The organism is Pseudomonas sp. HT11, from assembly GCF_044875395.1.
Classification (GTDB): Bacteria; Pseudomonadota; Gammaproteobacteria; order Pseudomonadales; family Pseudomonadaceae; genus Aquipseudomonas.
Genome location: NZ_CP173217.1, coordinates 3136107 through 3157557, shown reverse-complemented (window position 1 = coordinate 3157557; position 21451 = coordinate 3136107). Strand labels below are relative to the sequence as shown.

Here is a 21451-nt window from a genome sequence, read left to right as displayed (position 1 = left end):
CCTCTCGCGATCGTACCAGTGCAAATTTGCCCCGTACAACCCGGAATCATGCAGGTCGTTTTTGCATTTATGCACGCAGGCTCAGGCGGCGCGACGGGCCAGTACTTCGCCGATGCTGCGGCGTCGTGCATGGCCTTCTGCGGCATGGATCAACTGTTCGAGCTCGCTCGGTTGCACATCGTAAAACTGCTCCATCTCGGCCAGCGCCAGCTTCAAGTCGGCCGCCGTGATTGCCGGGTCTGTTGCGGCCGCCGCACTGCCAATGACGGCCGCGGGCGCCTCGACCGCGCCTCTGGGATAGCGCGTGCGCGTGGCGTTGTTATATGCCAATGCACACGTCAGCAGCGTACCCGCGCCGAGCATGACCGGCGCCAGTTCCTGCCATCCAAGGGCCATGGAGGCCGGGTCTGCCAGTACCAACGTCATCGCCAGGCCACCGGCCGGCGGGTGCAGGCAACGCAGCCAGCAAATCAGGATAACGGTCATGCCCGCGGCCAGGCACGCGCTGCCCAGCGTACGCCCCAATACGCGGGCGACCAGCAGTGCCATCACGCCCGCGCACAAATAGCTGCCGATGATCGACCAGGGTTGGGCCAGCGCACCGGAAGACACCGCAAACAGCAACACAGCCGAGGCACCGAGCGGGCCGAGCAGGTGCAGCGCGACCTGCATGCCAAACACTTGGGCGCACAGCCAGACACTGAACAGCGTGCCCAAGGCCATGCCGATCGCGGCACGGCTCCATTCAACAGGGCGGGTATTGATTGCAGCAGGTAACCAACGGGTAAGCATTCAAAAGGTCCTGAACGTGCGGGCGAAAAAAAAGGCTTGCCTGGTTGCCCGGAAAAGCCCTTTCCAACGTTTGGAGGAGGAACCTGCACAGTGTGCCGACCTTTGCTGATGGGCTCCACTGCATATTAATGAGGGTTGAGTGCAAGTTTATTGAACTCAAATCGCTTTGCGTGAGCTTAAATGACTTCGCCGAAAGGAATCAGGCGCGTCATCTGCGCAAAGGGTGGGCTGATATGGCCCAGTACGCGCCTGTCGATTTCTTCATTGAACAGCTGTTTTTGCAGGTTTTCCCGCAGTGTCAGGTCGCTGGCCAGCGGCCCCTTCAACGCCACCAGGGCGTCGCGCAGTGCCATCAACCGATCCAGCCTCGGCACGGGAATTGACATCGGATCTTCCGCCACGGCATTGCCCTCGTATGCGTAAGCTGCCGTGTGTATGGGCAGCCTACTGCGTCCTTGTTATCCAGGGTGCGCCAGCCTCGAGCTGGCGAGATAAGCCACACGTTGGGGCTGTAATGGGTTACCGCACCTGGCAAACGAGTCTACATTTGGGTTCCAGGCGCCGGAAGACAAAGTGCACCAGCCATTACGCATAGCTGTGTAGGTGCTTTCTCGGTTGCAGCAACGAAAACGCCCACTCTTGTTGAAGTGGGCGTCGTCTTGTACACAGGGCCAATACTGCGATCAGGGCGCCGGGGTTTTCTCCAGATGCAGCAACACATAAGGGTCTTTGTCGAACTCCCCGGTGAGCGTCGGCGTAACCGATTGCAAGCGCGGATCCTGCAGGTTTTCGAAATCCTGCGCGCTCATCACCAGCCAGGCAGGCCCTTGCAGCGGCGCCAGGTCCGCTGAGGAATGGGTAAACAACGGCACCTTGTCACAGTTGAAGTTGACCATGAACTTGATGGCTTTCGCATCCTTGCCCAAACCATGCAGTACCACAGGCGCCGGCTGCTGCGTGATCTGGTCTTTGACCGCAAGGGTGAAGGTGCGCGTGTCGTAAAGCGCGCGCTCCAAGGGTTCAACCACCACGATGTAAGTCGTCCAGAGCGCCAGCACCGCAGCGAAGGCCGGCCCCGTCGCGCGTAACCGCACGTTGAAGACCGCCAGCAGCGCCACTACCTGAAGCACGCCCAGTACGCCGAAGATCACCCCCAGGCTGCCCAGTTGCTCTGCGTAACGTCGGCGCGCCACCACCAGCCCGACGGCCAGCAGTGCCGGCATCAGCGTCCAGATGCCCAGCATCAAGGCGCGCAGCCCTGCAAACAGCCGCCCCTGGGTGACCTGGAACGGGTAGGCCGCCAGGATCGCCGCCATCGGCAACATCGGCAGGATGTAGCGCGCCTTTTTTGCCTGAGGCACCGACAAGCCCAGCATCACCAGCAACCCGGCCGCTGCGCAATACAACACCAGTTGCAAGGCCGGGTCTGGCGTGCGGCGCCCGCCGATGGCCACCGCCACCAGCACCAACAGTGCCAGCGGATAGGCCAAGGCGTAATTGCCCAGGGAGCTGGTGAAGTAATACAGCGCGCCGCTGGAACCTTCGGTGCCATCCATGCGCCCAAGGAACTGCATGCGGATCACGTCCTGCATGAAGTCTTCGCCACCGCTGAGCTTGGCCAGCAGTAGCAACAGGCCCACACAGGCCGCCAGCAACGCCAGGGCAATCAGGCCGAAGGTGAACAGTTGGCGCCACTGCCGGTTGAGCAAGTAATAGCTGCACAGCACGCCCGTTGGAATCACCAGGCCGATCGGCCCACGGATGGCGAAGCCGATGATCAGCAACAGGAACAGCCAGTGCAGGCGTTTCGGGCTGGCGAAATGATCATGCGCATAACCCAGGTAAAACACCGCCAAGGCCACCGCCGCGAGCATCTGGTCGAGGGACACCGCCCGGGTTTCACTGATGAACGTGCTGCTGAGCAGCAGCATCGCAATACTCAGCAGGCCCCAACGCACGGAGTAGGGCGCCGTCAGCCGATACACCAGCACCACGATCAGCGCCGAAGCGATGGCCGTGGGCAACCAGGCGGTCAAGCTGGTGACCTGGCCCAGGGGCAACGAGAACAGCCACGTCAACACGGTCGAGGTGGCCAGGTAATCGGCGTAGGGCTGCCCGTAGGTCGTGGGGAAAAAACTTGGCCCATGACGCAGCATTTCCTGGGCAAACACCACGAAGCGCGAGTCAAACCCGATAATCGCCTGGTGCCAGTTGCCGGCAATAAACAGCACCAGCGCCAGGAGCCCAAGCCCCAGTGACTGGTGACGGATCGTTGCAGTGAGCAGGGGCGGATAAGCTTTGTTCACGTATCAGGCTTCCTTGACCTGCTCTACCCAGTTTTGCTGAGGGATCGGCAGTTCACACGAGTCGCCACGGCCCATCGGGAAGTACTTGAAGCCTTTGCGTGCCAGGCGTTCGCCGTCATACAGGTTGCGACCGTCGAAGATCACCGGGTTTTTCAGGCGAGCGTGGATCAGGTCGAAATCCGGCGCCTTGAACTGCTGCCATTCGGTGCAGACGATCAGCGCATCGGCGCCGCTCAAGGCCGATTCCGGCGTGCCCAGCAGCGTCAGGCGTGACTCGTCGCCGTAGATGCGCTGGGTTTCCTGCATGGCTTCCGGGTCAAATGCACGGACATTGGCGCCCGCGGCCCACAAGGCTTCCATCAGCACGCGGCTCGGTGCATCGCGCATGTCATCGGTGTTGGGCTTGAATGCCAGGCCCCACAAGGCAAAGGTCTTGCCCTGCAGGTTGCCCTTGAAGTAAGCGTTGATGCGCTCGAACAGCTTGCTCTTCTGGCGCTGGTTGATGGCTTCCACGGCTTCCAGCAAGTCACTGGAGCAGTTGGCTTGCTTGGCGCTGTGGATCAAGGCGCGCATGTCCTTGGGGAAGCAGGAGCCGCCGTAGCCGCAACCGGGGTAGATGAAGTGGTAACCGATCCGCGAGTCGGCACCGATGCCCAGGCGCACGGCTTCGATGTCCGCGCCCAGGTGTTCGGCCAGCTCGGCGATCTGGTTGATAAAGCTGATCTTGGTCGCCAGCATGCAGTTGGCGGCGTATTTGGTCAGTTCGGCGCTGCGCAGGTCCATGAAGATGATGCGGTCATGGTTGCGGTTGAACGGCGCATAGAGGTCGCGCATCACTTCACGCACTTCCTCGCGCTCACAGCCGATGATGATGCGGTCCGGACGGCGGCAGTCGGCAACAGCCGAGCCTTCCTTGAGAAACTCCGGGTTGGAGACGATATCGAACTCCAGGTGCCGGCCGGCTGTGCGCAGGTTCTTTTCGATGTGCGCACGCAGGGTGTCGCCGGTGCCGACGGGGACGGTGGATTTTTCTACCAGGATCACCGGCTCCACGCGGTGACGGGACACGGCATCACCCACCGACAGCACGTATTTGAGGTCGGCCGAGCCGTCTTCATCCGACGGCGTGCCCACGGCAATAAACAACACTTCACCGTGTTCGACCGCGAGCTTTTCATCGAAGGTGAAGTGCAGGCGCCCGCTTTCCAGGTTTTCCTTGACCATGGCCGCAAGCCCCGGCTCGAAGATGGTCACATGGCCTTTCTGGAGCGACTCGACCTTGCTCTTGTCCACGTCCATGCAGATCACATCGTGACCGACTTCGGCCAATACGGTGGCCTGCACCAGACCGACGTAACCGCTACCAAATACACTGATTTTCATGGGGCATTCCTGGGGCTTGCAACGCTAGCACGACGAGAGTTAATAACCAGAACACCGAGGATGACCAACGCCACCCCCAGGGTTTTTGAAAGCGAAAAAGCTTCGTTGAACACCGGCAGGCTGGCGGCCAGCAGGTAGACCAACGCGTAGCTGATGCTGAGCAGCGAATAGGCGCGGCCCAGCGGCAAGTGCTTGAGTGCGCCGAGCCAGCAGAGCATCGACAGCGCATAGGCGATGATCGCCAGGATCACCACGCCCAAGGCGCCAAGGTCGATGGCATTGCTGTTGAACGCGTTCAGCCAGTCGGCTGGCAGCGGCAGGCGCGTCATGCTCCAGCGCATGCCCAACTGGGCGGCGCTGACCAGGCCGACACTGCCTAGGGCCAGGGCAAAGCCTTGAGCCCGGCTCATACGTGACGCCCCAGCAACACCACACCGCCGATCACCAGCGCCACGCCCAGCCAGTGCCGGCCGTCGATGTGTTCATGAAAAACAAAGCGCGCCATCAGCGTGACCAGTACAAAATTCAGGCTGAGCATCGGGTAGGCGATGCCCACTTCCAGACGCTGCAGCACCAGCAGCCAGACCAACAGGCCCAGGCCCAGGCACACCAGCGCCGACCACAGCCACGGCGAGCGCAATTTGGGCGCCCAACCGTCTGGCTGGTCGCGCCAGCTTTCGACGGCAAACTTTTGCGAGACCTGGCCCATGCACGTCAGCAGGCACGCGCCCAGCAATAGAAGCAGGGTGATCATTGCGCGGCCTGTGGGAAAATCAGGATCACAATGTTGCCTTGCTCATAGCGTTTACCGTCCTTGGGCAGCAGGTTGACTTCGGCGACTTCATCGTCACCCTTGACCCGCATCACCACACCGACAGAACCTTTCTTGCGCGCCTCGCTCATCCATTGCTGGACTTCGTTGGTGTCGATCCTGCGGTGCGCGGTGTCCGGGTAGGCGATGCCGTATTTCACTTCGCCGACCGTGTTGTAGAGGCTGACGTCCGGACGCCCCATGCGCCACGACAGCGCCGATGCCGCGCCAAGGTCATTGCTGAGCAGGGAGGCAGTGGGTTGCAGTTCGTCCAGGTGATCGATGATGAACTGGTCCGGGGTCTTGTTGTAAACCACCGAATGCGGCAACGCGGCGGGCACCAATGCCACCAGCAACCAGCTGCCGATTACCGGCGCGGCCCACAGCTTCAGCGGTCGCCCCGCCTGGAGCAGGTTGACCACGATCCAGCCGAACAGGAAGGTGAACAGCAGCACCAGGCTGAAGGTTTCTTCGCCGTGTTCATACACGGGCTTTTTCAGTTGGAACCAGCTGAGCGCCAGCACCGCCAGAACACCCAGCGCCAGGTTCAACCCGCCGTTGATGCGCAATGCGCGGCCGTGGCCCAGGGCAAGCTTGTCGCTCAGGGTCGAGCCCATCAACAAGGCCAACGGCAGCAGGCACGGCATGATGTAAGACGGCAGCTTGCCTTTGGCCAGGCTGAAAAATGCCAGGGGCATCAGCAGCCACAGCAACAGGTAGGCGGTCTGCGGCAGGCGCTTTTGCAGCCACGCCTGTTTGATCGTGGACGGTAACAGTGCCATCCACGGCAGCGAGAATGCGACCATCAGCGGCAGGTAGAACCAGAACGGCTCGGCGTGCTGGGCGTCGTCGCCGGCAAAGCGCTGGATATGCTCGTGCCAGAAGAAGAAGTTCCAGTAATCCGGCTCTTGCAGGTGCACGGCCAGTGCCCAGGGCAGGCTGACGATAATGGCCACGACCACAGCAACCACGCCGTACCCGAGCAGCTCACGAAAACGCTTGTGCCAGATCGCATAGGGCAGGGCGATCAACACCGGCAGCAACCAGGCCAGAAACCCCTTGGTCATGAACCCCATGCCGCAGGCAAAACCCAGCAACGCCCAGGACCACAGGCGGCCCTGGCGGGTGTTGCTGTCAAAGCAGAACCACAGCGCAACGCCGGTCAGGTTGACCCAAAAGGTGAATTGCGGGTCCAGGTTGGCGTAGCCACCCAGCAAGGCCACGCTGACAAAGCTCATGTACAGCACGGTGCTGACCAGGCTTTTTTGCGGGTCATTCCACAAGCGGCGCGACACCAGGTAAACCAGCACAATGCTCAGCCCGGTGCTCAAGGCCGAGGCGAAGCGCACGCCGAACAGGTTCTGACCGAAGATCGCCTGGCCCAGCGCGATCATCCAGTAGCCGGCAGCGGGTTTCTCGAAGTAGCGGATGCCCATGAAATGCGGCGAGGCCCATTTGCCGGTCAGCAGCATTTCCTGGCTGATCTGCGCGTAACGGGTCTCATCGGGAATCCACAGGCCGTGGCTGGCCAGCGGTAACAGGTAAAACACACCAAACGCCAACAGGAGCAGGGGCAATGCCCAGCGCCGGATCATGCCTGTTGCACTCCGAGCCAACCCTCGCGGCCGCTCAACGCGCCGCGCACCAAATGTTGCTGGGGCAGGGTGGTCACATCCGCAGGCAGCAGCTCGCCCAGGGGTTGGAAGTCGATGCCGCGCTGCCCGGCCTGGGCAAGCAACTGGCGAAAATCATCAGCCATCAGAATCCCTTCTACTTCTGCGTGGATCGTGTAGACGTTCAGCTTCGACGCGCTAAACCGGTCAAGAATAAAGCTGTTGAAGTCTTTGGCAGCCACTACCGGCCCGACGACTTCGTCGAAGGTCGGCAGGTCTACCGGAATTTGTGGGGTGCCCGCACTGCCATCGGCCAAGGTCGGACGAAACAGGCTGGTACCCCGGCAATCGCTGTTGTAGCGAAAATTGAACGCTTGTTTGGCTTGCACCACGCGCTCATCGGCACGCCAGCCGGCGGCAGCTGAACAGTCGATGCGTTCACCCAGGATGTCGCTCAGGGTGTCGACGCCACGACGGATCTGCTCGATGAGTTGTGCCTCGCTCCAGCGCCCGGTGTTGGCCTGCCAGCCATGGTGATCCCACGCGTGCAGGCCGACTTCATGGCCGGCAGCCTTGGCCTGGCGCATCAAGTGCCCCAGGTCACGGCCAATCGGTTTGCCCGGCCAGGCGGTGCCGGCCAGCAAGATATCCCAGCCATACAGCCCGGCGGCATTGGAACGCAGCATCTTCCACAGAAATTGCGGGCGGATCAGGCGCCACAAGTGGCGCCCCATGTTGTCCGGCCCAACGCTGAAGAAGAACGTCGCTTTAACCCCGGCTTCATCCAGGGATTCGAGCAACCGCGGCACACCTTCACGGGTGCCACGGTAGGTGTCGACGTCAATGCGCAAGCCTGCCTTCATTACTTCTTGTCCGCGATTTCGAGCATGGCTTCTTTGAGGAAGAAGTCCAGGGTGTTGCCGATGGTTTCGCTCATCTCAACGGTAGGCTCCCAGTTCAGCAGGCGCTTGGCGTTTTCGATGCTTGGCTTGCGGTGTGCCACGTCCTGGTAACCGGTGCCGTAGAACGCCTTGCTCTCTACGTCGCGGAAACCGGCGAACGGCGGGAAGTTGCTGCGCAGCGGGTGAGCTTCGAACTGACGCAGCAGTTCTTCGCCCAACTGACGGATGCTGGCTTCGTTTTCCGGGTTACCGATGTTGATGATCTGGCCGTTGCAGTTGTCATTGTCGTTATCAATGATGCGCGCAAGGGCTTCGATGCCGTCGGCGATGTCAGTGAAGCAGCGCTTCTGCTCGCCACCGTCGAACAGACGGATCGGCGTGCCTTCCACCAGGTTCAGGATCAACTGGGTGATGGCGCGAGAGCTGCCGATACGCGCAGAGTCCAGACGGTCAAGGCGCGGGCCCATCCAGTTGAACGGACGGAACAGGGTGAACTTCAGGCCTTTGTCACCGTAAGCCCAGATCACGCGGTCCAGCAGTTGCTTGGAGACCGAGTAGATCCAGCGTTGCTTGTTGACCGGACCGACGACCAGGTTGGAGGTGTCTTCGTCGAAGTACTGGTCCTGGCACATGCCATAGACTTCGGAGGTCGACGGGAAGATCACGCGCTTGTTGTACTTGACGCAGTAGCGAACCAGTTTCAGGTTCTCTTCGAAGTCCAGTTCGAACACGCGCAGCGGGTTGCGGGTGTATTCGATCGGCGTGGCGATGGCCACCAGCGGCAGGACCACGTCGCACTTCTTGATGTGGTACTCGATCCACTCGGAGTGAATGCTGATGTCGCCTTCCACGTAATGGAAGTTAGGGTGGCTGCGCAGGCGCTCGATGGCGTCGGAGCCGATGTCCAGGCCGTAGATTTCGTAACGGTCGTCACGCAGCAGGCGCTCGGACAGGTGGTTACCGATGAAGCCGTTCACACCCAGGATCAGTACACGGGTACGGCGTGGCTTGCGGCCGGACTCGGCGCCGCGCAACACGGAGCCGTCCACCAGGCCCAATTCATCGGCCAGGGAAGGGCCGGCCAGGTACAGGCCGTTTTCGTTACGCTGGCCGAACTTGACCACCAGCGAGTCTTCGCCGCAGGCAATGCGCAGCGGGTTGACGCTGATCACGCGGCCTGGTGCCAGGCCTTCGTTGCCCTTGACCACTTCAGCGTGCCAAACGATCAGTTTGTGCTCGCCCACAGCGCAGAAGGCGCCCGGGTACGGTTGGGTGACGGCGCGAACCAGGTTGAACAGCTCTTCAGCCGGCTTTTTCCAGTCCAGCTTGCCATCGGCAGCGGTGCGACGGCCAAAGTAGGTGGCCTTGGTCTCGTCCTGTGCGGTTTCAGCCAGTTTGCCCTGGGCCAGTTGCGGCAGTGCATCGCGCAGCAGGCTGGTGGCGGCGTCACGCAGCTTGGCGTGCAGGGTCAAGCCGGTGTCGGTACGGTCGATGACGACTTTCTGCTGGGCCAGGATCGGGCCGGCATCGGCGCGTTTGACCATACGGTGCAGGGTCACGCCGGTTTCGGTTTCGCCGTTGACCAGCACCCAGTTGGCCGGCGCACGGCCACGGTATTGCGGCAGCAGGGAGCCGTGCAGGTTGAACGCGCCTTTTTTGGCGGTGGCCAGCAAGGCTTCGCTGAGCAGGTTGCGGTAGTAGAACGAGAAGATGAAATCCGGGTTCAGCTTGGCGATGCGCTCGATCCACAGCGGGTGGTTGGCGTCTTCCGGTGCGTGCACCGGGATGCCGTTGCGGGCGCAGAGTTGGGCGACGGAGCCGTAGAAATTGTTTTCCTTGGGGTCGTCGGCATGGGTGAACACGGCAGCAATGTCGTAGCCGGCGGTCAGCAGGGCTTCAATGCCTGCACAGCCAATATCGTGGTAAGCGAAGACAACAGCTTTTGAATTCATGACGAAACCTGATCGGAAGGAGAAGTAGAAGTGGAGGTATGGGAGGACACCAGGCCGTCAACAACGACCACGGGTGCCGGTGCTGCCGGTTGGTTGCGCAGCACTTTTTCAATGAAGAAACGGGGGCGGGCGCGCACATCGCTGTACATGCGACCCAGGTATTCACCCAGCAGGCCCATGCCGATGAACTGGCCACCAGTGAACACGAACAGCACCGCGAACAGCACGAACATGCCATCGCCGGCCCACTGAGCACCAAAGGCCAGGCGCAGGACGACCAGTGCAAAGGCGAACAGCACGCCCAGGGCGGCCAGGCTGAAACCGACAATCGACAGCAGGCGCAGCGGCGTGGTGGTCATGCACGTCAGCAGGTCGAACATCAGGCTGATCAGGCGCATGGCACTGTATTTGGATTCGCCGTGCTCACGCTCAGCGTGATGCACCAGGATTTCCGTGGTGTGGCGGGCAAAACCGTTGGCCAGGATCGGGATGAAGGTGCTGCGCTCGCGGCAGGCAAGCATGGCGTCGACGATGGTGCGCCGGTAAGCGCGCAGCATGCAGCCGTAGTCGGTCATGGCCACGCCGGTGGAGCGTTGCACGGCCAGGTTGATCAGGCGCGAGGGCCAGCGGCGGAAGGCCGAGTCCTGGCGGTTGTTGCGTACGGTGGCGACCACGTCGTAGCCCAGGGCGGCTTGCTCGACGAGACGCGGGATTTCTTCCGGCGGGTTTTGCAGGTCGGCGTCGAGGGTAATCACCACCTCGCCACGGCACTGCTCGAAGCCGGCCATGATCGCGGCATGCTGGCCGTAGTTACGGTTGAGGATCACCGCCACTACATGGCTGCCTTCTTGCGCGGCAGCGTCTTCCAGCAATTGGGCCGAGTTGTCGCGACTACCATCATCCACCAGGATGATTTCGTATTCGTAGGCCAGTTGCTTGCAGGCTGCGCTTGTGCGACGCAGCAATTCAGGCAGGCTCTCTTGTTCGTTGTAGACCGGGATGACGATCGACACGCAATGAATAGGGTAGGGTTTCAAAGATTCATGACCTCGGGGCTAGAGCAGGTTGGCGCGTGAAAACAGCAGTCATCAGCGGCTGAAGGTTCAGCAAACTGATTAAACATAGCGTGGGTTTGCGGTGTTCATTCGACCTTCCTGAGACTGGCAATAATTTCTTCCATGGGCAAGCGTAGTAAAGACGAAATGTCTCAAAGGTAAAGCGTAATCAACAAGTTAGTTCGATAACACGCGCCTCGTTCTCAAGTCCTGGGGCCAAGATTAAGCGGAAAAATGTTGAACGAATATGAAAGGCGGATGAAAAACTCGTTTATTTGACAGGTAGACAGCTAGGGTTCAGCTAACTAACTGAGGCGCCAGGGGATACCTTGAACAGGTAAAACCGCGGCGTTTTTTGCAGCTTGCAGTGTGCCGCCTGTTTTATTCAACAAACTTCTCTGCATTGCCCCTCAAGTGCCGGTAAAGTAAGCCATCTCTTGCCAGGGTACTCGGATGAATAGCGTGCAGCTTTTACGCGGCCAATTGCGGCCCGCGTTGATGGGATTGTTGATGGCTGTGGCCTGCGTCACAACCGTACGCGCCGACGATGGCGTGGCGCTCACCTCGGTCGATCAGGTGCCCGAAGGCGTCGAAGTGCGCGGCAAACAGGTCGCGGCCTACACCTGGGACGACAGCCAGGGCAAGAACCTGCTGGTGCTCGCCGAGCAGGTCAGCGAACGCGATGACGATGGCACCCAGTCGGCGTTCGTCTACGCGGCCCAGTACCTGCTCGCTGGCGATCATCCCAAGCGCGTGTGGATGCTTTACGACGATGTGCAGCATTGCCAGTTCGACGCCGCGCTGCGTTTTGACATGGCCGCCACCAAAGTCACCGACCTCACCGGCGACGGCATCACCCAGGCCACTGTGGGCTATTCGCGTACCTGCACCAGCGATGTCAGCCCGAACGAATTCAAGCTGATCATGCACGTCGGCAAATCCCAGAAGTACCGCCTGCGCGGCGTCGATCGCGTTGGCGCGAGCTGGTGGGACGAGGAGGCCGGCGCCTTGCGGGGCATGCCGCTGCCCAAGGATTGCAGCGTGGCGGCGCAGCAGGCGCTGGTCAGTCAGTACAAGGAGCAGGGCACCGAGTTACCTCTGCCGGGCTGCTATGGCGATGAAAAGGACTTTGCCAAGGCGCCGGACAGCTACCTGGCGTTCATGCGCCAGCATTGGTTCGCGCTCATGCAGAAGCAGGACACCGAGTGGAGTCAATCCCAGACCCAGCCTCAGCCCGACGACCCTACCGGGGATGACGAAACGGCCCCGTGATTTTGTGCCAGGGCCGGTCCTGCGCTAGACTCGGCCCTCGCCAATTCACTAAATACCTCGATTAAACAATGGCTTGATCGAGGTATTTAATCCAAAGGCTGATCTCCCTTGACTGAGTCTATCCGCAACCCGCTGACCCTTTATCTCACCCGCCTGGCGCCCTCCAGCCAGCTGACCATGCGTTATGTGTTGCAGGACGCCGCTGACCGCCTGGGCTTCGAAGACATCAACCTCGAAGACATTGACTGGCACCTGCTGCAGCCTGAACACGTGATTGCCCTGGTCGCCGCACTGCGCGAGGACGGCTACGCGCCCAACACCTCTTCGCTGTATGTGAATGCCGTGCGTGGGGTGATGAACGAAGCCTGGCGCATGAGCCTGATCAGCCAGGATCACCTGCTCAAGATGCGCTCGGTCAAGGCGGCTCCCGGTACCCGACTGGGCCAGGGGCGCAATTTGCGCCGCAGCCTGATCCGCGAACTGATGGAAGTCTGCGCCGCCGACCCACGCCCACAGGGCCTGCGGGATGCGGCGGTGATCGGCATTTTGTATGGGTCGGGCATGCGCAAGTCGGAGTCGGTGAACCTCGACCTGACGCAGATCAACTTCCAAGAACGCAGCCTGCGCGTGACCGGCAAAGGCAACAAGGCGTTGATCAAGTACGCGCCCGCCTGGGCATTTGAAAAGCTGACAGCCTGGCTGGACTTTCGTCGCGAGCAGCTCAAGGACGGCGAGCAGGACGACACGTTCCTGTTCAACCGCATTCGCCGGGGCAGCCATATCACCCGTGAGCGCATTACCAAACACGCGATTTATTACATCGCCCGTCAACGCGGCGAACAGGTTGGCGTGAAGATCATGCCGCATGATTTCAGGCGTTCGTTCATCACCCGGGTGATTGAGGAACATGACCTGTCAATTGCGCAGAAACTGGCGCATCACAGCAATATCCAGACTACCGCCAGCTACGACGTACGCGACGACAATGAACGGCGGCGGGCCGTGGACCGGTTTGATTTATAACTTCAGCCAAAAATGCGAGAGGGGGCTTGCTCCCGAAGACGCAGGGTCAGCGACTCACTGACTGACCCTCCGCTATCGGGAGCAAGCCCCCTTCTTTACTTGGTTGTGTTCCGGGTTTAAAGGATTGGCTTGCCGCCGGTGACCGCGTAGCGCGAACCGGAGATATAGCTGGCTTCATCCGAGGCCAGCAACACATAGATCGGCGCCACCTCTACCGGCTGGCCGGGGCGACCCAGCGGGGTTTCGCTGCCAAAGCTCTGCACGTCTTTGTCAGTCATGGTCGACACGATCAGCGGTGTCCAGATCGGGCCCGGCGCCACGCTGTTGACGCGGATGCCTTTGTCACCCAGCAATTGCGCCAGGCCGCCGGTGAAGTTGGCGATGGCGCTCTTGGTGGCGGCATAGGCCAGCAGCGTCGGCTTGGGCATGTCGGAATTGACCGAACTGGTATTGATGATCGAACTGCCGGCTTTCATGTGCGGTAGGGCGGCCTTGCAGATGCGAAACATCGCGGTGATGTTGATATCGAAGGTGCGTACCCATTCCTCGTCTTCGATCTCTTCCAGGGTTTCATGGGTCATCTGGAACGCGGCGTTATTCACCAGGACGTCAATGCGCCCGAACTGCTCGACGGTCTTGTCGACCAGCGCCTGGCACGTGGCCTTTTGCGCAATATCGCCGGGCAGCAGCAGGCATTGGCGGCCCGCTTCTTCAACCCAGCGTGCGGTCTCCCTGGCGTCCTCATGCTCGTCCAGGTAAGCGATGGCCACATCGGCGCCTTCACGGGCAAACGCAATGGCGACTGCGCGGCCAATGCCGCTGTCGGCACCGGTGATCAGCGCGATTTTGTTGGCCAGCCGGCCCGAGCCCTTGTAGCTCTTCTCGCCGCAGTCGGGGTACGGGTCCATTTTTTTCTGGGAACCGGGTACGGATTGGGCTTGTGGGGCGAAGGGTGGGCGAGGGTAGTCAGTCATCTCAGTCTCCATAGGTCTTTAAGGGTGCTATGGAGTTAGTAGTTTTGCCGGCGGCGATAGTTGTAGTGAATGTCGGGCGAGCCCGACGAATGGTTTCAGCCAGCCGCAGGCAAGAACTCAAGGCCTGGCAAATGCAGGGTTGGAACGAGCGCGGTCAGGCACTCGTACAGTTCACGCAACTTGGGTGAGTGGCGGCTCTCCCTGGGCCAGACCAGATAGTAGCCATCGCCCGAGGCGACGGCCGCTGCACAGGGCAGCCTGATCAGGCCGTCGCGCACATCGTTGGCCACCAGGTGCAGGTCGCCGATCGAGACACCATGGCCGCGCATGGCCGCCGAGATCGCCTGGTCGAGCGTATCGAAGACCTTGCCACGGTCCAGGTCGATACGCGCGTCAGACGGCTGGGCGGCCAGCCAGCGTCGCCAGTCTCGGCGATCGGCAGTGGGGTGGATCAGTTCGGCCTCGGCCAGGTCAGTGCCAACCCAGCCGGGCGCGCAAATGGGGATCAACCATTCATCAAACAATTTGTGTGCGTGCACATCGGCGCCGAACTGACCGTTGCCGAGCAAAATCGCGCAGTCGTAAGGCTCTGCGTAAAAATCCACACTGTCGAAATCCATCCAGACACTGGCCAGCTGTATCGCCAGTTCAGGCGCGCTGAGCTTGAGGAGGTCCAGCGTGTGCAGCAGCCAGCGCATGGTCAGCGTCGATGGGGCCTTTAAACGTAAATCGCCAGTGCCTGCGCGGAAGGGCGCGCACGCTTGCTCGATGATGCGAAAGCCGACCTTGAGTTCCTGCGCGAGCCGTTCGCCCGCAACGGTGAGTTTCAGCCGAGGCCCATGGCGTTCGAACAAGCGGCAATCGAGGAGGCCCTCAAGGGTTTTGATATGGCGGCTAACCGCACTTTGAGTCAATGAAAGGGATTGCGCCGCGCGTGTAAACGAAGACGTGCGGGCCGCCACTTCAAAGGCGCGCAGGGCATACAGCGGTGGAAGGCGTTCGGCCATGGGCGTCATTCATTGTGATTAATACTCATAGTAGGGCACAGGCTTTTACGTTTTTCAACGCGCGCGGCCTGGCGCAAGCTCGCACGCCTTACCTCACAGGCGTTTTAGCGCGATGAATAGCTCGTTACTTCTGATTTACGTCTTCAGTGTGTTGGCCCTGATCGTCACGCCCGGGCCGGTGGTGGCGCTGATCATCAATACCAGCCTGCAATCCGGAAGCCGGTGCGCGCTGTTGACGGCCGCGGGCACCAACCTGGCATCGCTGATGCTGGCCCTGGTGGCGGTACTGATTTTGTCGGGGAGTTTTTCCGTCAGCCCAGGTGTGCTGAGCGCGATCAGCTTTCTGGGCTGCCTGTTCATCTTGTACCTGGCGGTCCAGGGGCTGCGTTATCCACCTGGGCAAGGTACCCAGGCCCGCCGCGCGCGAAGCGGTATCGGCACGGGGTTTGTGGTAGGGATTTCCAACCCCAAGGACATTATCTTCTTCGTCGCCTTCTTCCCTCAATTCATCCACGTGGCTGACTCGTTCAGCGCAAGCGTGGCGTGGTTGACCGGGCTGTGGGTGCTTATCGACTTTATGGTGCTGGCGGGGTACATCGCCCTTGCGCGCCAGGCGTTCGCGCTCAAATACCGCGTGGGTATCAATCGCGTGGCATGCCTGGTGCTGCTGGCCGTGGCCCTGATGGGTATCGCGCATTCAGGGCGTTGGCTGCTGGGATGACGAGGCGTATCAGCGCCGTGGCGAAGGCTGTAGATGTGCGGGCAAACGGCGCAGCGTCCACCAGGTGGTCAGCATTGCCGCGACTGCGCAGAGGGCGATGCCGATCAGCATCGGTGCCGGCGTATGGTCGGCGTACAGCCCGATCAGGGTCATGGACACGGCAGCGGTGATCATCTGGATGGCGCCCAGCAGGGCTGACGCGGAACCCGCGACGGCGCCGTGGTCCTCCAGGGACAACACGCCGGCCGCTGGCAACAGCAGGCCGAGAAAACCGAAGCCGATAAACAGCAGCGTCATCATCACCGCCAGGTGATTGCCCCACAGCGTGGTGGCGGCCAGCAGCACCATGATCGCCGCCACCGCCATGACCGACCAGCGAATCACCGGCGCCAGACCAAAGCGCGCGCTCAGGCGTGCGGTCATTTGGCTCATGGCGAAGAACGACGCGGCATTGAGCGCAAAGCACAGGCTGAATTGCGTCGGCGTCAGGCCGAAATATTCGATGTACACAAACGGCGCGCTGCCGATGAACACAAAGAAGGTCGCCAATCCGAAGCCGCTGACCACTGCCAAACCGATAAACACCGGGTCGCGCAGCAGTGCGCCGTAGCTGCCGATGGCGTCGCTCAGGGTCTTGCCCAATCGACGCTCGGCCGGGTGGGTTTCCGGCAACTGCACAATGGTCATCACCAGGCACAGCACGGACACCACAGCCAGTACGGCAAACACTTCGCGCCAACTCCAGAGTGAAATCACCACGCTGCCGGCCAACGGCGCCAGGATCGGCGACACGCTCATCACCAGCATCAGCAAGGCCATCAGGCGCGCGGCTTCGTGGCCGGTGTACAGGTCACGAACAATCGCCCGCGGGATGACCATGCCGGCGCACGCGCCGAAGGCTTGCAGGGCGCGAAAGCCAATCAGTACTTCGATGCTCGGTGCCAGGGCACAGCCGACACTGGCCACGGCGAAAATTACCAGGCCGGCGTAAATCGGCGGCTTGCGCCCGTACACATCGCTGAGCGGACCGTAGAACAGCTGGCACACGCCGATGATCATGAAAAACACTGTCAGGCTCATCTGCACCGCCGCCGGCGAGGCCTGCAGGCTCGCACCCAGGGTGGGCAAGGCGGGCAAATAACTGTCGATGGCGAAGGGGCCGATGGCGGTGATCAACCCCAGCAACAGGGCGAGGTGGGCGATGCTTCGAGACATGGGGTGTTCCGGGTGACGGCGAAAGACCGGCCAGCTTAGAGAGCCGCCCGAGGGGTTACAAGGTGGCGTTTACACAGGCGCTACATTTTTTGGCAGTGAACATGTCGCGACGGCCCATTCGAGCTGACCATTGATCTTTGCGCTGAAAAATAGATTGAATATTCACACTTAATGTTATTTAAATAACAAAACAAAAGCGCCACGACCTGCCTGGTCGTGCTGCAACAAGGTGGAAGAGCAATGAGCAAGATCGCAGTCATCGGCAGCAATATGGTGGATCTGATTACCTACATCGACCGCATGCCGGCGCAGGGCGAAACCCTCGAAGCGCCGGGGTTTGCCCTCGGGTGTGGCGGCAAGGGCGCCAACCAGGCGGTGGCGGCAGCCAAGCTTGGGGCCGATGTGTTGATGCTGAGCAAGGTCGGCGACGACATGTTTGCCGACAACACCCTGGCCAACTTCCAGCGCTTTGGCATCGACACCCGTTATGTGCAACGGGTGCCTGGCGTTTCCAGTGGTGTGGCGCCGATTTTTGTACGGGCCGACTCCCACAACAGCATCTTGATCGTCAAAGGCGCCAATGCGTATTTGTCGCCGGCGGACATCGAGGCGGCGGCGGCTGATTTGCGTGACTGCACGCTGATTGTGTTGCAGTTGGAGATCAACCTGCAGACGGTCTACTACGCCATCGAATTCGCCCACCGACATGGCATTGCCGTGCTGCTCAATCCCGCGCCGGCGCTGCCTGGTCTGGAGGCCGACTACCTGGCAAAACTGGACTTTCTGATCCCTAACGAGTCGGAGCTGGCGCTGATCACGGGCCTGACCGTCGACTCACCCGACTCGGCCCGCGTCGCCGCGCAAACCCTGGTGGCCAGCGGCATTCGCCACGTCATCGTCACGCTCGGCGAGCAGGGGGCGTTGTACGTAGGCGAGGAGGGCACATTCCAGGTGCCGGGCCAGCGGGTTGTCGCCCGTGACACCACCGGTGCCGGCGACGCCTTTATCGGGTGTTTCATTCAGCACTGGACCCTTGACGGCGATATTCGCCATGCCATGGAGCAGGCCGTGGCGTATTCCGCGTGCTCGGTGACGGCGCTGGGTACGCAGACCTCCTATCCCGACAGCGAAGCGTTCACGCGCTTCCAGCAACAGCGCTAAGCCGTCTAACTCGGCTCCTTAATCCAGCCCGGAGAACAATAATGAACAAACCTGCGCTGCAACAGACACCCGATGGGTTCTACCTGAACCGCACGCCCTGGTTCGCGTTTATTCTGCTGTGCAGCATCTTCGCGTTGTGGGCCGCGGCGGCGAGCATGAACGACGTGCTGATCGCACACTTCAAGAAAGCGTTTTTGCTCAGCGATTTCCAGACCGCCTTTGTGCAATCGGCGTTTTACCTGGGCTACTTTTTTGTGGCGATTCCGGCAGCGATGGTGGTGCGCCGCCTGAGCTACAAAAGTACGATCCTGATCGGCCTGTCGCTGTACATGCTCGGCTGTTTGCTGTTTTTCCCGGCGGCGTCGACGGCCAAGTACGGCATGTTCCTGCTGGCTCTGTTTGTGATCGCGGCCGGGCTGTCGTTCCTGGAAACCGCGTGCAACACCTACTCGACGTTGATGGGCCCACGGGAAACCGGGACGCGGCGCTTGAACATCTCGCAGACCTTTCACCCGTTCGGCGCCATGGCCGGGGTTTACGTGGGCAGCTTTGTGATGTTCAAGGACACCGATGCCACCACTGCACAGCTCAAGCAGATGAGTGCCACCGATGCGGCGGTGCAGCAGTTGCAAATGATCCAGTCCACGCTGTTGCCTTACAAGTGGATGATCGCCGTGCTGGTGTTGATGTTCATCCTGATCGCCATCACCCGTTTCCCGGCCTGCAAAGGCAACGCACCCGTCGACAACACCTCGGGCAGCTTGCGCAAAAGCCTGGGGCGGCTGTGGCGTAACCCGCGGTTTACCTTTGGCGTGCTGGCGCAATTTCTGTATGTGGGTGCACAGGTGGGCGTGTGGAGTTTCACCATTCGCCTGGCCATGCAAATGGGTGGCATGAATGAGCGCAGCGCTTCATGGTTTCTGCTGACCACCTTTGCCGCCTACTTTGTCGGCAAGTTGATCGCCAACCTATTGATGCGGCGTCTGCACCCGGCCAAGGTCTTGGCGATCTACGGGGTGCTGTGCATTGTGCTGCTGGCCTACACCATTCTGGTGCCGAATATTTCCGCGGTGTACGCCGCCGTCGGCGTGAGTATTTTTCTCGGTCCGTGCTGGCCGACCATTTACGGCCTGACCATTGATGGCCTGGGTGAAGACACCGGTGTTGGCGGTTCATTGCTGGTGATGAGCATTGTTGGCGGCGGGGTGATTCCGATCTTCCAGGGCCTGTTGTCCGACGCCAGCGGTGGCAACATGCAGCTGGCCTACAGCGTACCGCTGCTTTGCTTTATCGTGATTGTGATGTACGCGGTCAAATGCCTGCGCCAGCCGGGCGCGTTGCCCTCAAATGCAGCCGCGGCGGTGGCCTCATGAATACGCGTATCCCGTTGTACCGGACGGTGTTTGCCGAGCAGGAAAGGGTGCTTTTGCAGTCTGAGGATTTCAAGGTCGGCGCCTGGACTTATCCGTCCGGCGTGCTGGCGGTGAGCCTGGAGAACAGCCGTGGACGTCTGGTCGTGTTGCCGTATCAAGGGCAGATGATCTGGTCGGCCGTATTTGACGGCTGCGACCTGACCATGCGCAACTTGTTCGACGAGCCCCGGCCAAGCCCGACGGTCATCGACACTTACGGCTGCTTCATGTTTCACAGTGGCCTGTTGCGCAACGGATGCCCAGCGCCGGATGACACGCATGCCTTGCACGGTGAAATGCCCTGCGCGCCCATGGACACGGCCTGGCTGGAACTCGGCGAGGGCTTTGTGCGACTGGGCGGCTCGTATCAATACGCCAAGGGGTTCGGCGATCGCTACCGGGCGAGCCCCAGTGTGACGCTGCGCGCCGACTCAGCCTTGTTCGATATCGACATGGACGTGACGAACCTGGCCGGCAAGCCGATGGACCTGATGTACATGGCCCACATGAACTACGCATACGTGGACGGCGCGCGATTCGTCGAGCCACTGGGCATGCAGCGCCTGCGCCTGCGCAACAGCGTGCCGGACCACGTCAAGCCGACGCCGGACTGGAGCGCCTACATGGCGCAACTGGCCGAGCATCCAACCCAGTTGGCCAGCCTCGATACGCCTGCGCTGTACGACCCTGAAATCGTGTTTTTCTTCGACGACGTGGGCACAGACGCCACGGGCTATGCGCATTTTTTGCTGGACCATCCGGCGGGCACGGCGTTCTACACCCGTTACCGCCCCGAACAATTCGCGCACGCGGCACGCTGGATTCTGTACACGCCGGATCAGCAAGTGGCGGCGTTCGTGCTGCCATCGACCTGCGAACCCGAGGGCTATAACGCCGAGAAAGCCAAAGGCCACGTACGCTGCCTGGCGGCCGGGGCCAGCGCCTCGTTCAGCGTGACCACCGGCTTCTTGAATGCGCAGGAACGCCAGACATTATTGGGTTAGATCAGCAGCTGCGCGCCGCTGGCCTGGATGACTTCTTTATAGGCGCGGGGGATTTTCTTGTCGCTGACCACGTACTGGAAGTCTTCCAGGTTGGCGAAGTGAGCGGTGCGCACCGTGTCGAACTTGCTGAAGTCGGCCAGCAACACGCGTTGCTGGGCCTGGCGCAGAACCTTTTGTTTGACCTCGACTTCATTGAAGTTGAAGCACGTCACGCCGAACGCCTGGCTGACGCCGGCGGCAGTCACGAAGGCCCAGGTCAGGCGCACGCTGTCGAGGATGCTGCTCTCGGCGCTGCTTTCAAAGACCTGGTTCTTGCGGTGAAAAGTACCGCCGCACAGCACGATGTGGCAGTTGGCTTTGTTCTGCAGCCTGAGCAGCACGTTCAACGAACTGCACACGGCGGTGAACTCCAACTCATCGGGGATGAAATCAATGACAAAGGGCGAGGTGGTGCCGCAGTCGAAAAACACCGTGTCGCCGGGCTGTATCAGCCGCGCGGCGAGTTTGCCGATACGGCGTTTCTCCTCGACGTGGCGCGTGTCCTGGTCGGCTACGCGGTAATCGCTGGCCTCGCTGCTGACCCGGGTGATGTAGCCGCCCAACAGGCGCACATGCTCGGAGAAGTGGTTGAGGTCGCGGCGCAGGGTCATTTCGGACACCTCCAGCAGCGCAGCCATTTCCCGCAGGTGGATGGCGTTCTGGTCCTGCAAAGCTTGTTGGATAAGCTTGAGTCGCTCGGCTTTTTTACTGTCCACGCGTATTCCAGGGCTTGATTGTTGGTGTTAGATAAGTAACATTTAATGATATTATTGTAACGTATAAATGTGGGCATTGTGACAACCGCGTCC

The 21451-nt window shown here is 60.9% G+C and carries 20 protein-coding genes; 6 read left to right on the top strand and 14 right to left on the bottom strand.

The window, feature by feature from the left end; genetic code table 11:
- Positions 1-81 precede the first annotated feature (81 nt).
- The 10 genes from ABWL43_RS14470 to arnC form a co-directional block, all read right to left on the bottom strand.
- Complete coding sequence (locus ABWL43_RS14470; RefSeq protein WP_404488332.1) at positions 82-792, bottom strand: HPP family protein; 711 nt, start codon at positions 790-792, stop codon at positions 82-84.
- 176 nt (positions 793-968) lie between these two features.
- The gene (locus ABWL43_RS14465; RefSeq protein WP_404488330.1) at positions 969-1145 is read right to left on the bottom strand and encodes a hypothetical protein; all 177 of its coding nucleotides are present in this window, start codon (positions 1143-1145) and stop codon (positions 969-971) included.
- Positions 1146-1475: 330 nt separating this feature from the next.
- Positions 1476-3098, bottom strand: coding sequence for an ArnT family glycosyltransferase (locus ABWL43_RS14460; RefSeq protein WP_404488328.1), 1623 nt, complete (start codon positions 3096-3098; stop codon positions 1476-1478).
- A 3-nt stretch (positions 3099-3101) separates the two neighbouring features.
- A complete protein-coding gene (locus ABWL43_RS14455) occupies positions 3102-4481 on the bottom strand; it encodes a UDP-glucose/GDP-mannose dehydrogenase family protein (protein ID WP_145160799.1) in 1380 nt (459 codons plus the stop codon).
- Positions 4478-4891 carry a 4-amino-4-deoxy-L-arabinose-phosphoundecaprenol flippase subunit ArnF gene (arnF, locus tag ABWL43_RS14450; RefSeq protein WP_145160797.1) on the bottom strand — a complete coding sequence of 138 codons (414 nt, stop codon included), beginning with the start codon at positions 4889-4891 and terminating at the stop codon, positions 4478-4480. The genes ABWL43_RS14455 and arnF overlap by 4 nt, the downstream gene beginning before the upstream one ends.
- On the bottom strand, positions 4888-5235 hold the full coding sequence (gene arnE / locus ABWL43_RS14445; protein WP_056860014.1) for a 4-amino-4-deoxy-L-arabinose-phosphoundecaprenol flippase subunit ArnE: 348 nt from the start codon (positions 5233-5235) through the stop codon (positions 4888-4890). Before arnE ends, arnF begins: the two co-directional genes overlap by 4 nt.
- Entirely contained in the window at positions 5232-6887 is a 1656-nt protein-coding gene (gene arnT / locus ABWL43_RS14440; protein ID WP_404488325.1) for a lipid IV(A) 4-amino-4-deoxy-L-arabinosyltransferase, read from the bottom strand. The genes arnE and arnT overlap by 4 nt, the downstream gene beginning before the upstream one ends.
- Positions 6884-7768 carry a 4-deoxy-4-formamido-L-arabinose-phosphoundecaprenol deformylase gene (gene arnD, locus ABWL43_RS14435; protein WP_145160792.1) on the bottom strand — a complete coding sequence of 295 codons (885 nt, stop codon included), beginning with the start codon at positions 7766-7768 and terminating at the stop codon, positions 6884-6886. Before arnD ends, arnT begins: the two co-directional genes overlap by 4 nt.
- Positions 7768-9759, bottom strand: a complete 1992-nt coding sequence (gene arnA, locus ABWL43_RS14430; protein ID WP_119740370.1) for a bifunctional UDP-4-amino-4-deoxy-L-arabinose formyltransferase/UDP-glucuronic acid oxidase ArnA — start codon at positions 9757-9759, stop codon at positions 7768-7770. Before arnA ends, arnD begins: the two co-directional genes overlap by 1 nt.
- Complete coding sequence (arnC, locus tag ABWL43_RS14425; RefSeq protein WP_145160790.1) at positions 9756-10796, bottom strand: undecaprenyl-phosphate 4-deoxy-4-formamido-L-arabinose transferase; 1041 nt, start codon at positions 10794-10796, stop codon at positions 9756-9758. The genes arnA and arnC overlap by 4 nt, the downstream gene beginning before the upstream one ends.
- 471 nt (positions 10797-11267) lie before the next feature.
- Between arnC and ABWL43_RS14420 the strand changes: the two genes are divergently transcribed.
- Both ABWL43_RS14420 and xerC read left to right on the top strand, forming a co-directional pair.
- Positions 11268-12086, top strand: coding sequence for a M949_RS01915 family surface polysaccharide biosynthesis protein (locus ABWL43_RS14420; protein WP_242196605.1), 819 nt, complete (start codon positions 11268-11270; stop codon positions 12084-12086).
- 108 nt (positions 12087-12194) lie between these two features.
- A complete protein-coding gene (xerC, locus tag ABWL43_RS14415) occupies positions 12195-13109 on the top strand; it encodes a tyrosine recombinase XerC (protein ID WP_242196608.1) in 915 nt (304 codons plus the stop codon).
- Positions 13110-13225: 116 nt separating this feature from the next.
- On the opposite strand, the gene ABWL43_RS14410 is transcribed toward xerC, so the two are convergent.
- Together ABWL43_RS14410 and ABWL43_RS14405 are read right to left on the bottom strand one after the other, a co-directional pair.
- Positions 13226-14083 carry an SDR family oxidoreductase gene (locus tag ABWL43_RS14410; RefSeq protein WP_145160784.1) on the bottom strand — a complete coding sequence of 286 codons (858 nt, stop codon included), beginning with the start codon at positions 14081-14083 and terminating at the stop codon, positions 13226-13228.
- 95 nt (positions 14084-14178) lie between these two features.
- Entirely contained in the window at positions 14179-15090 is a 912-nt protein-coding gene (locus tag ABWL43_RS14405) for a LysR substrate-binding domain-containing protein (protein WP_404488321.1), read from the bottom strand.
- A gap of 112 nt (positions 15091-15202) precedes the next feature.
- On the opposite strand from ABWL43_RS14405, the gene ABWL43_RS14400 reads away from it, so the two are divergent.
- Entirely contained in the window at positions 15203-15811 is a 609-nt protein-coding gene (locus ABWL43_RS14400) for a LysE family translocator (protein WP_404488319.1), read from the top strand.
- Between the two features lie 9 nt (positions 15812-15820).
- Here the strand turns inward: ABWL43_RS14400 and ABWL43_RS14395 are convergent, their stop codons facing one another.
- Positions 15821-17026 carry a multidrug effflux MFS transporter gene (locus ABWL43_RS14395; protein ID WP_404488317.1) on the bottom strand — a complete coding sequence of 402 codons (1206 nt, stop codon included), beginning with the start codon at positions 17024-17026 and terminating at the stop codon, positions 15821-15823.
- A 240-nt stretch (positions 17027-17266) separates the two neighbouring features.
- Here ABWL43_RS14395 and rbsK point away from each other — a divergent pair, with 240 nt between their 5' ends.
- From rbsK to ABWL43_RS14380, 3 genes are read left to right on the top strand one after another with little or no spacing between them, the layout of a single operon-like run.
- Complete coding sequence (gene rbsK / locus ABWL43_RS14390; protein ID WP_242196619.1) at positions 17267-18187, top strand: ribokinase; 921 nt, start codon at positions 17267-17269, stop codon at positions 18185-18187.
- Positions 18188-18228: 41 nt separating this feature from the next.
- Complete coding sequence (gene fucP, locus ABWL43_RS14385) at positions 18229-19560, top strand: L-fucose:H+ symporter permease (protein WP_262209581.1); 1332 nt, start codon at positions 18229-18231, stop codon at positions 19558-19560.
- Positions 19557-20603, top strand: a complete 1047-nt coding sequence (locus tag ABWL43_RS14380; RefSeq protein ID WP_404488313.1) for an aldose 1-epimerase family protein — start codon at positions 19557-19559, stop codon at positions 20601-20603. Before fucP ends, ABWL43_RS14380 begins: the two co-directional genes overlap by 4 nt.
- Here ABWL43_RS14380 and deoR read toward each other — a convergent pair.
- Positions 20600-21358 carry a DNA-binding transcriptional repressor DeoR gene (gene deoR / locus ABWL43_RS14375; RefSeq protein ID WP_145160769.1) on the bottom strand — a complete coding sequence of 253 codons (759 nt, stop codon included), beginning with the start codon at positions 21356-21358 and terminating at the stop codon, positions 20600-20602. The genes ABWL43_RS14380 and deoR overlap by 4 nt on opposite strands.
- Positions 21359-21451: the final 93 nt, after the last annotated feature.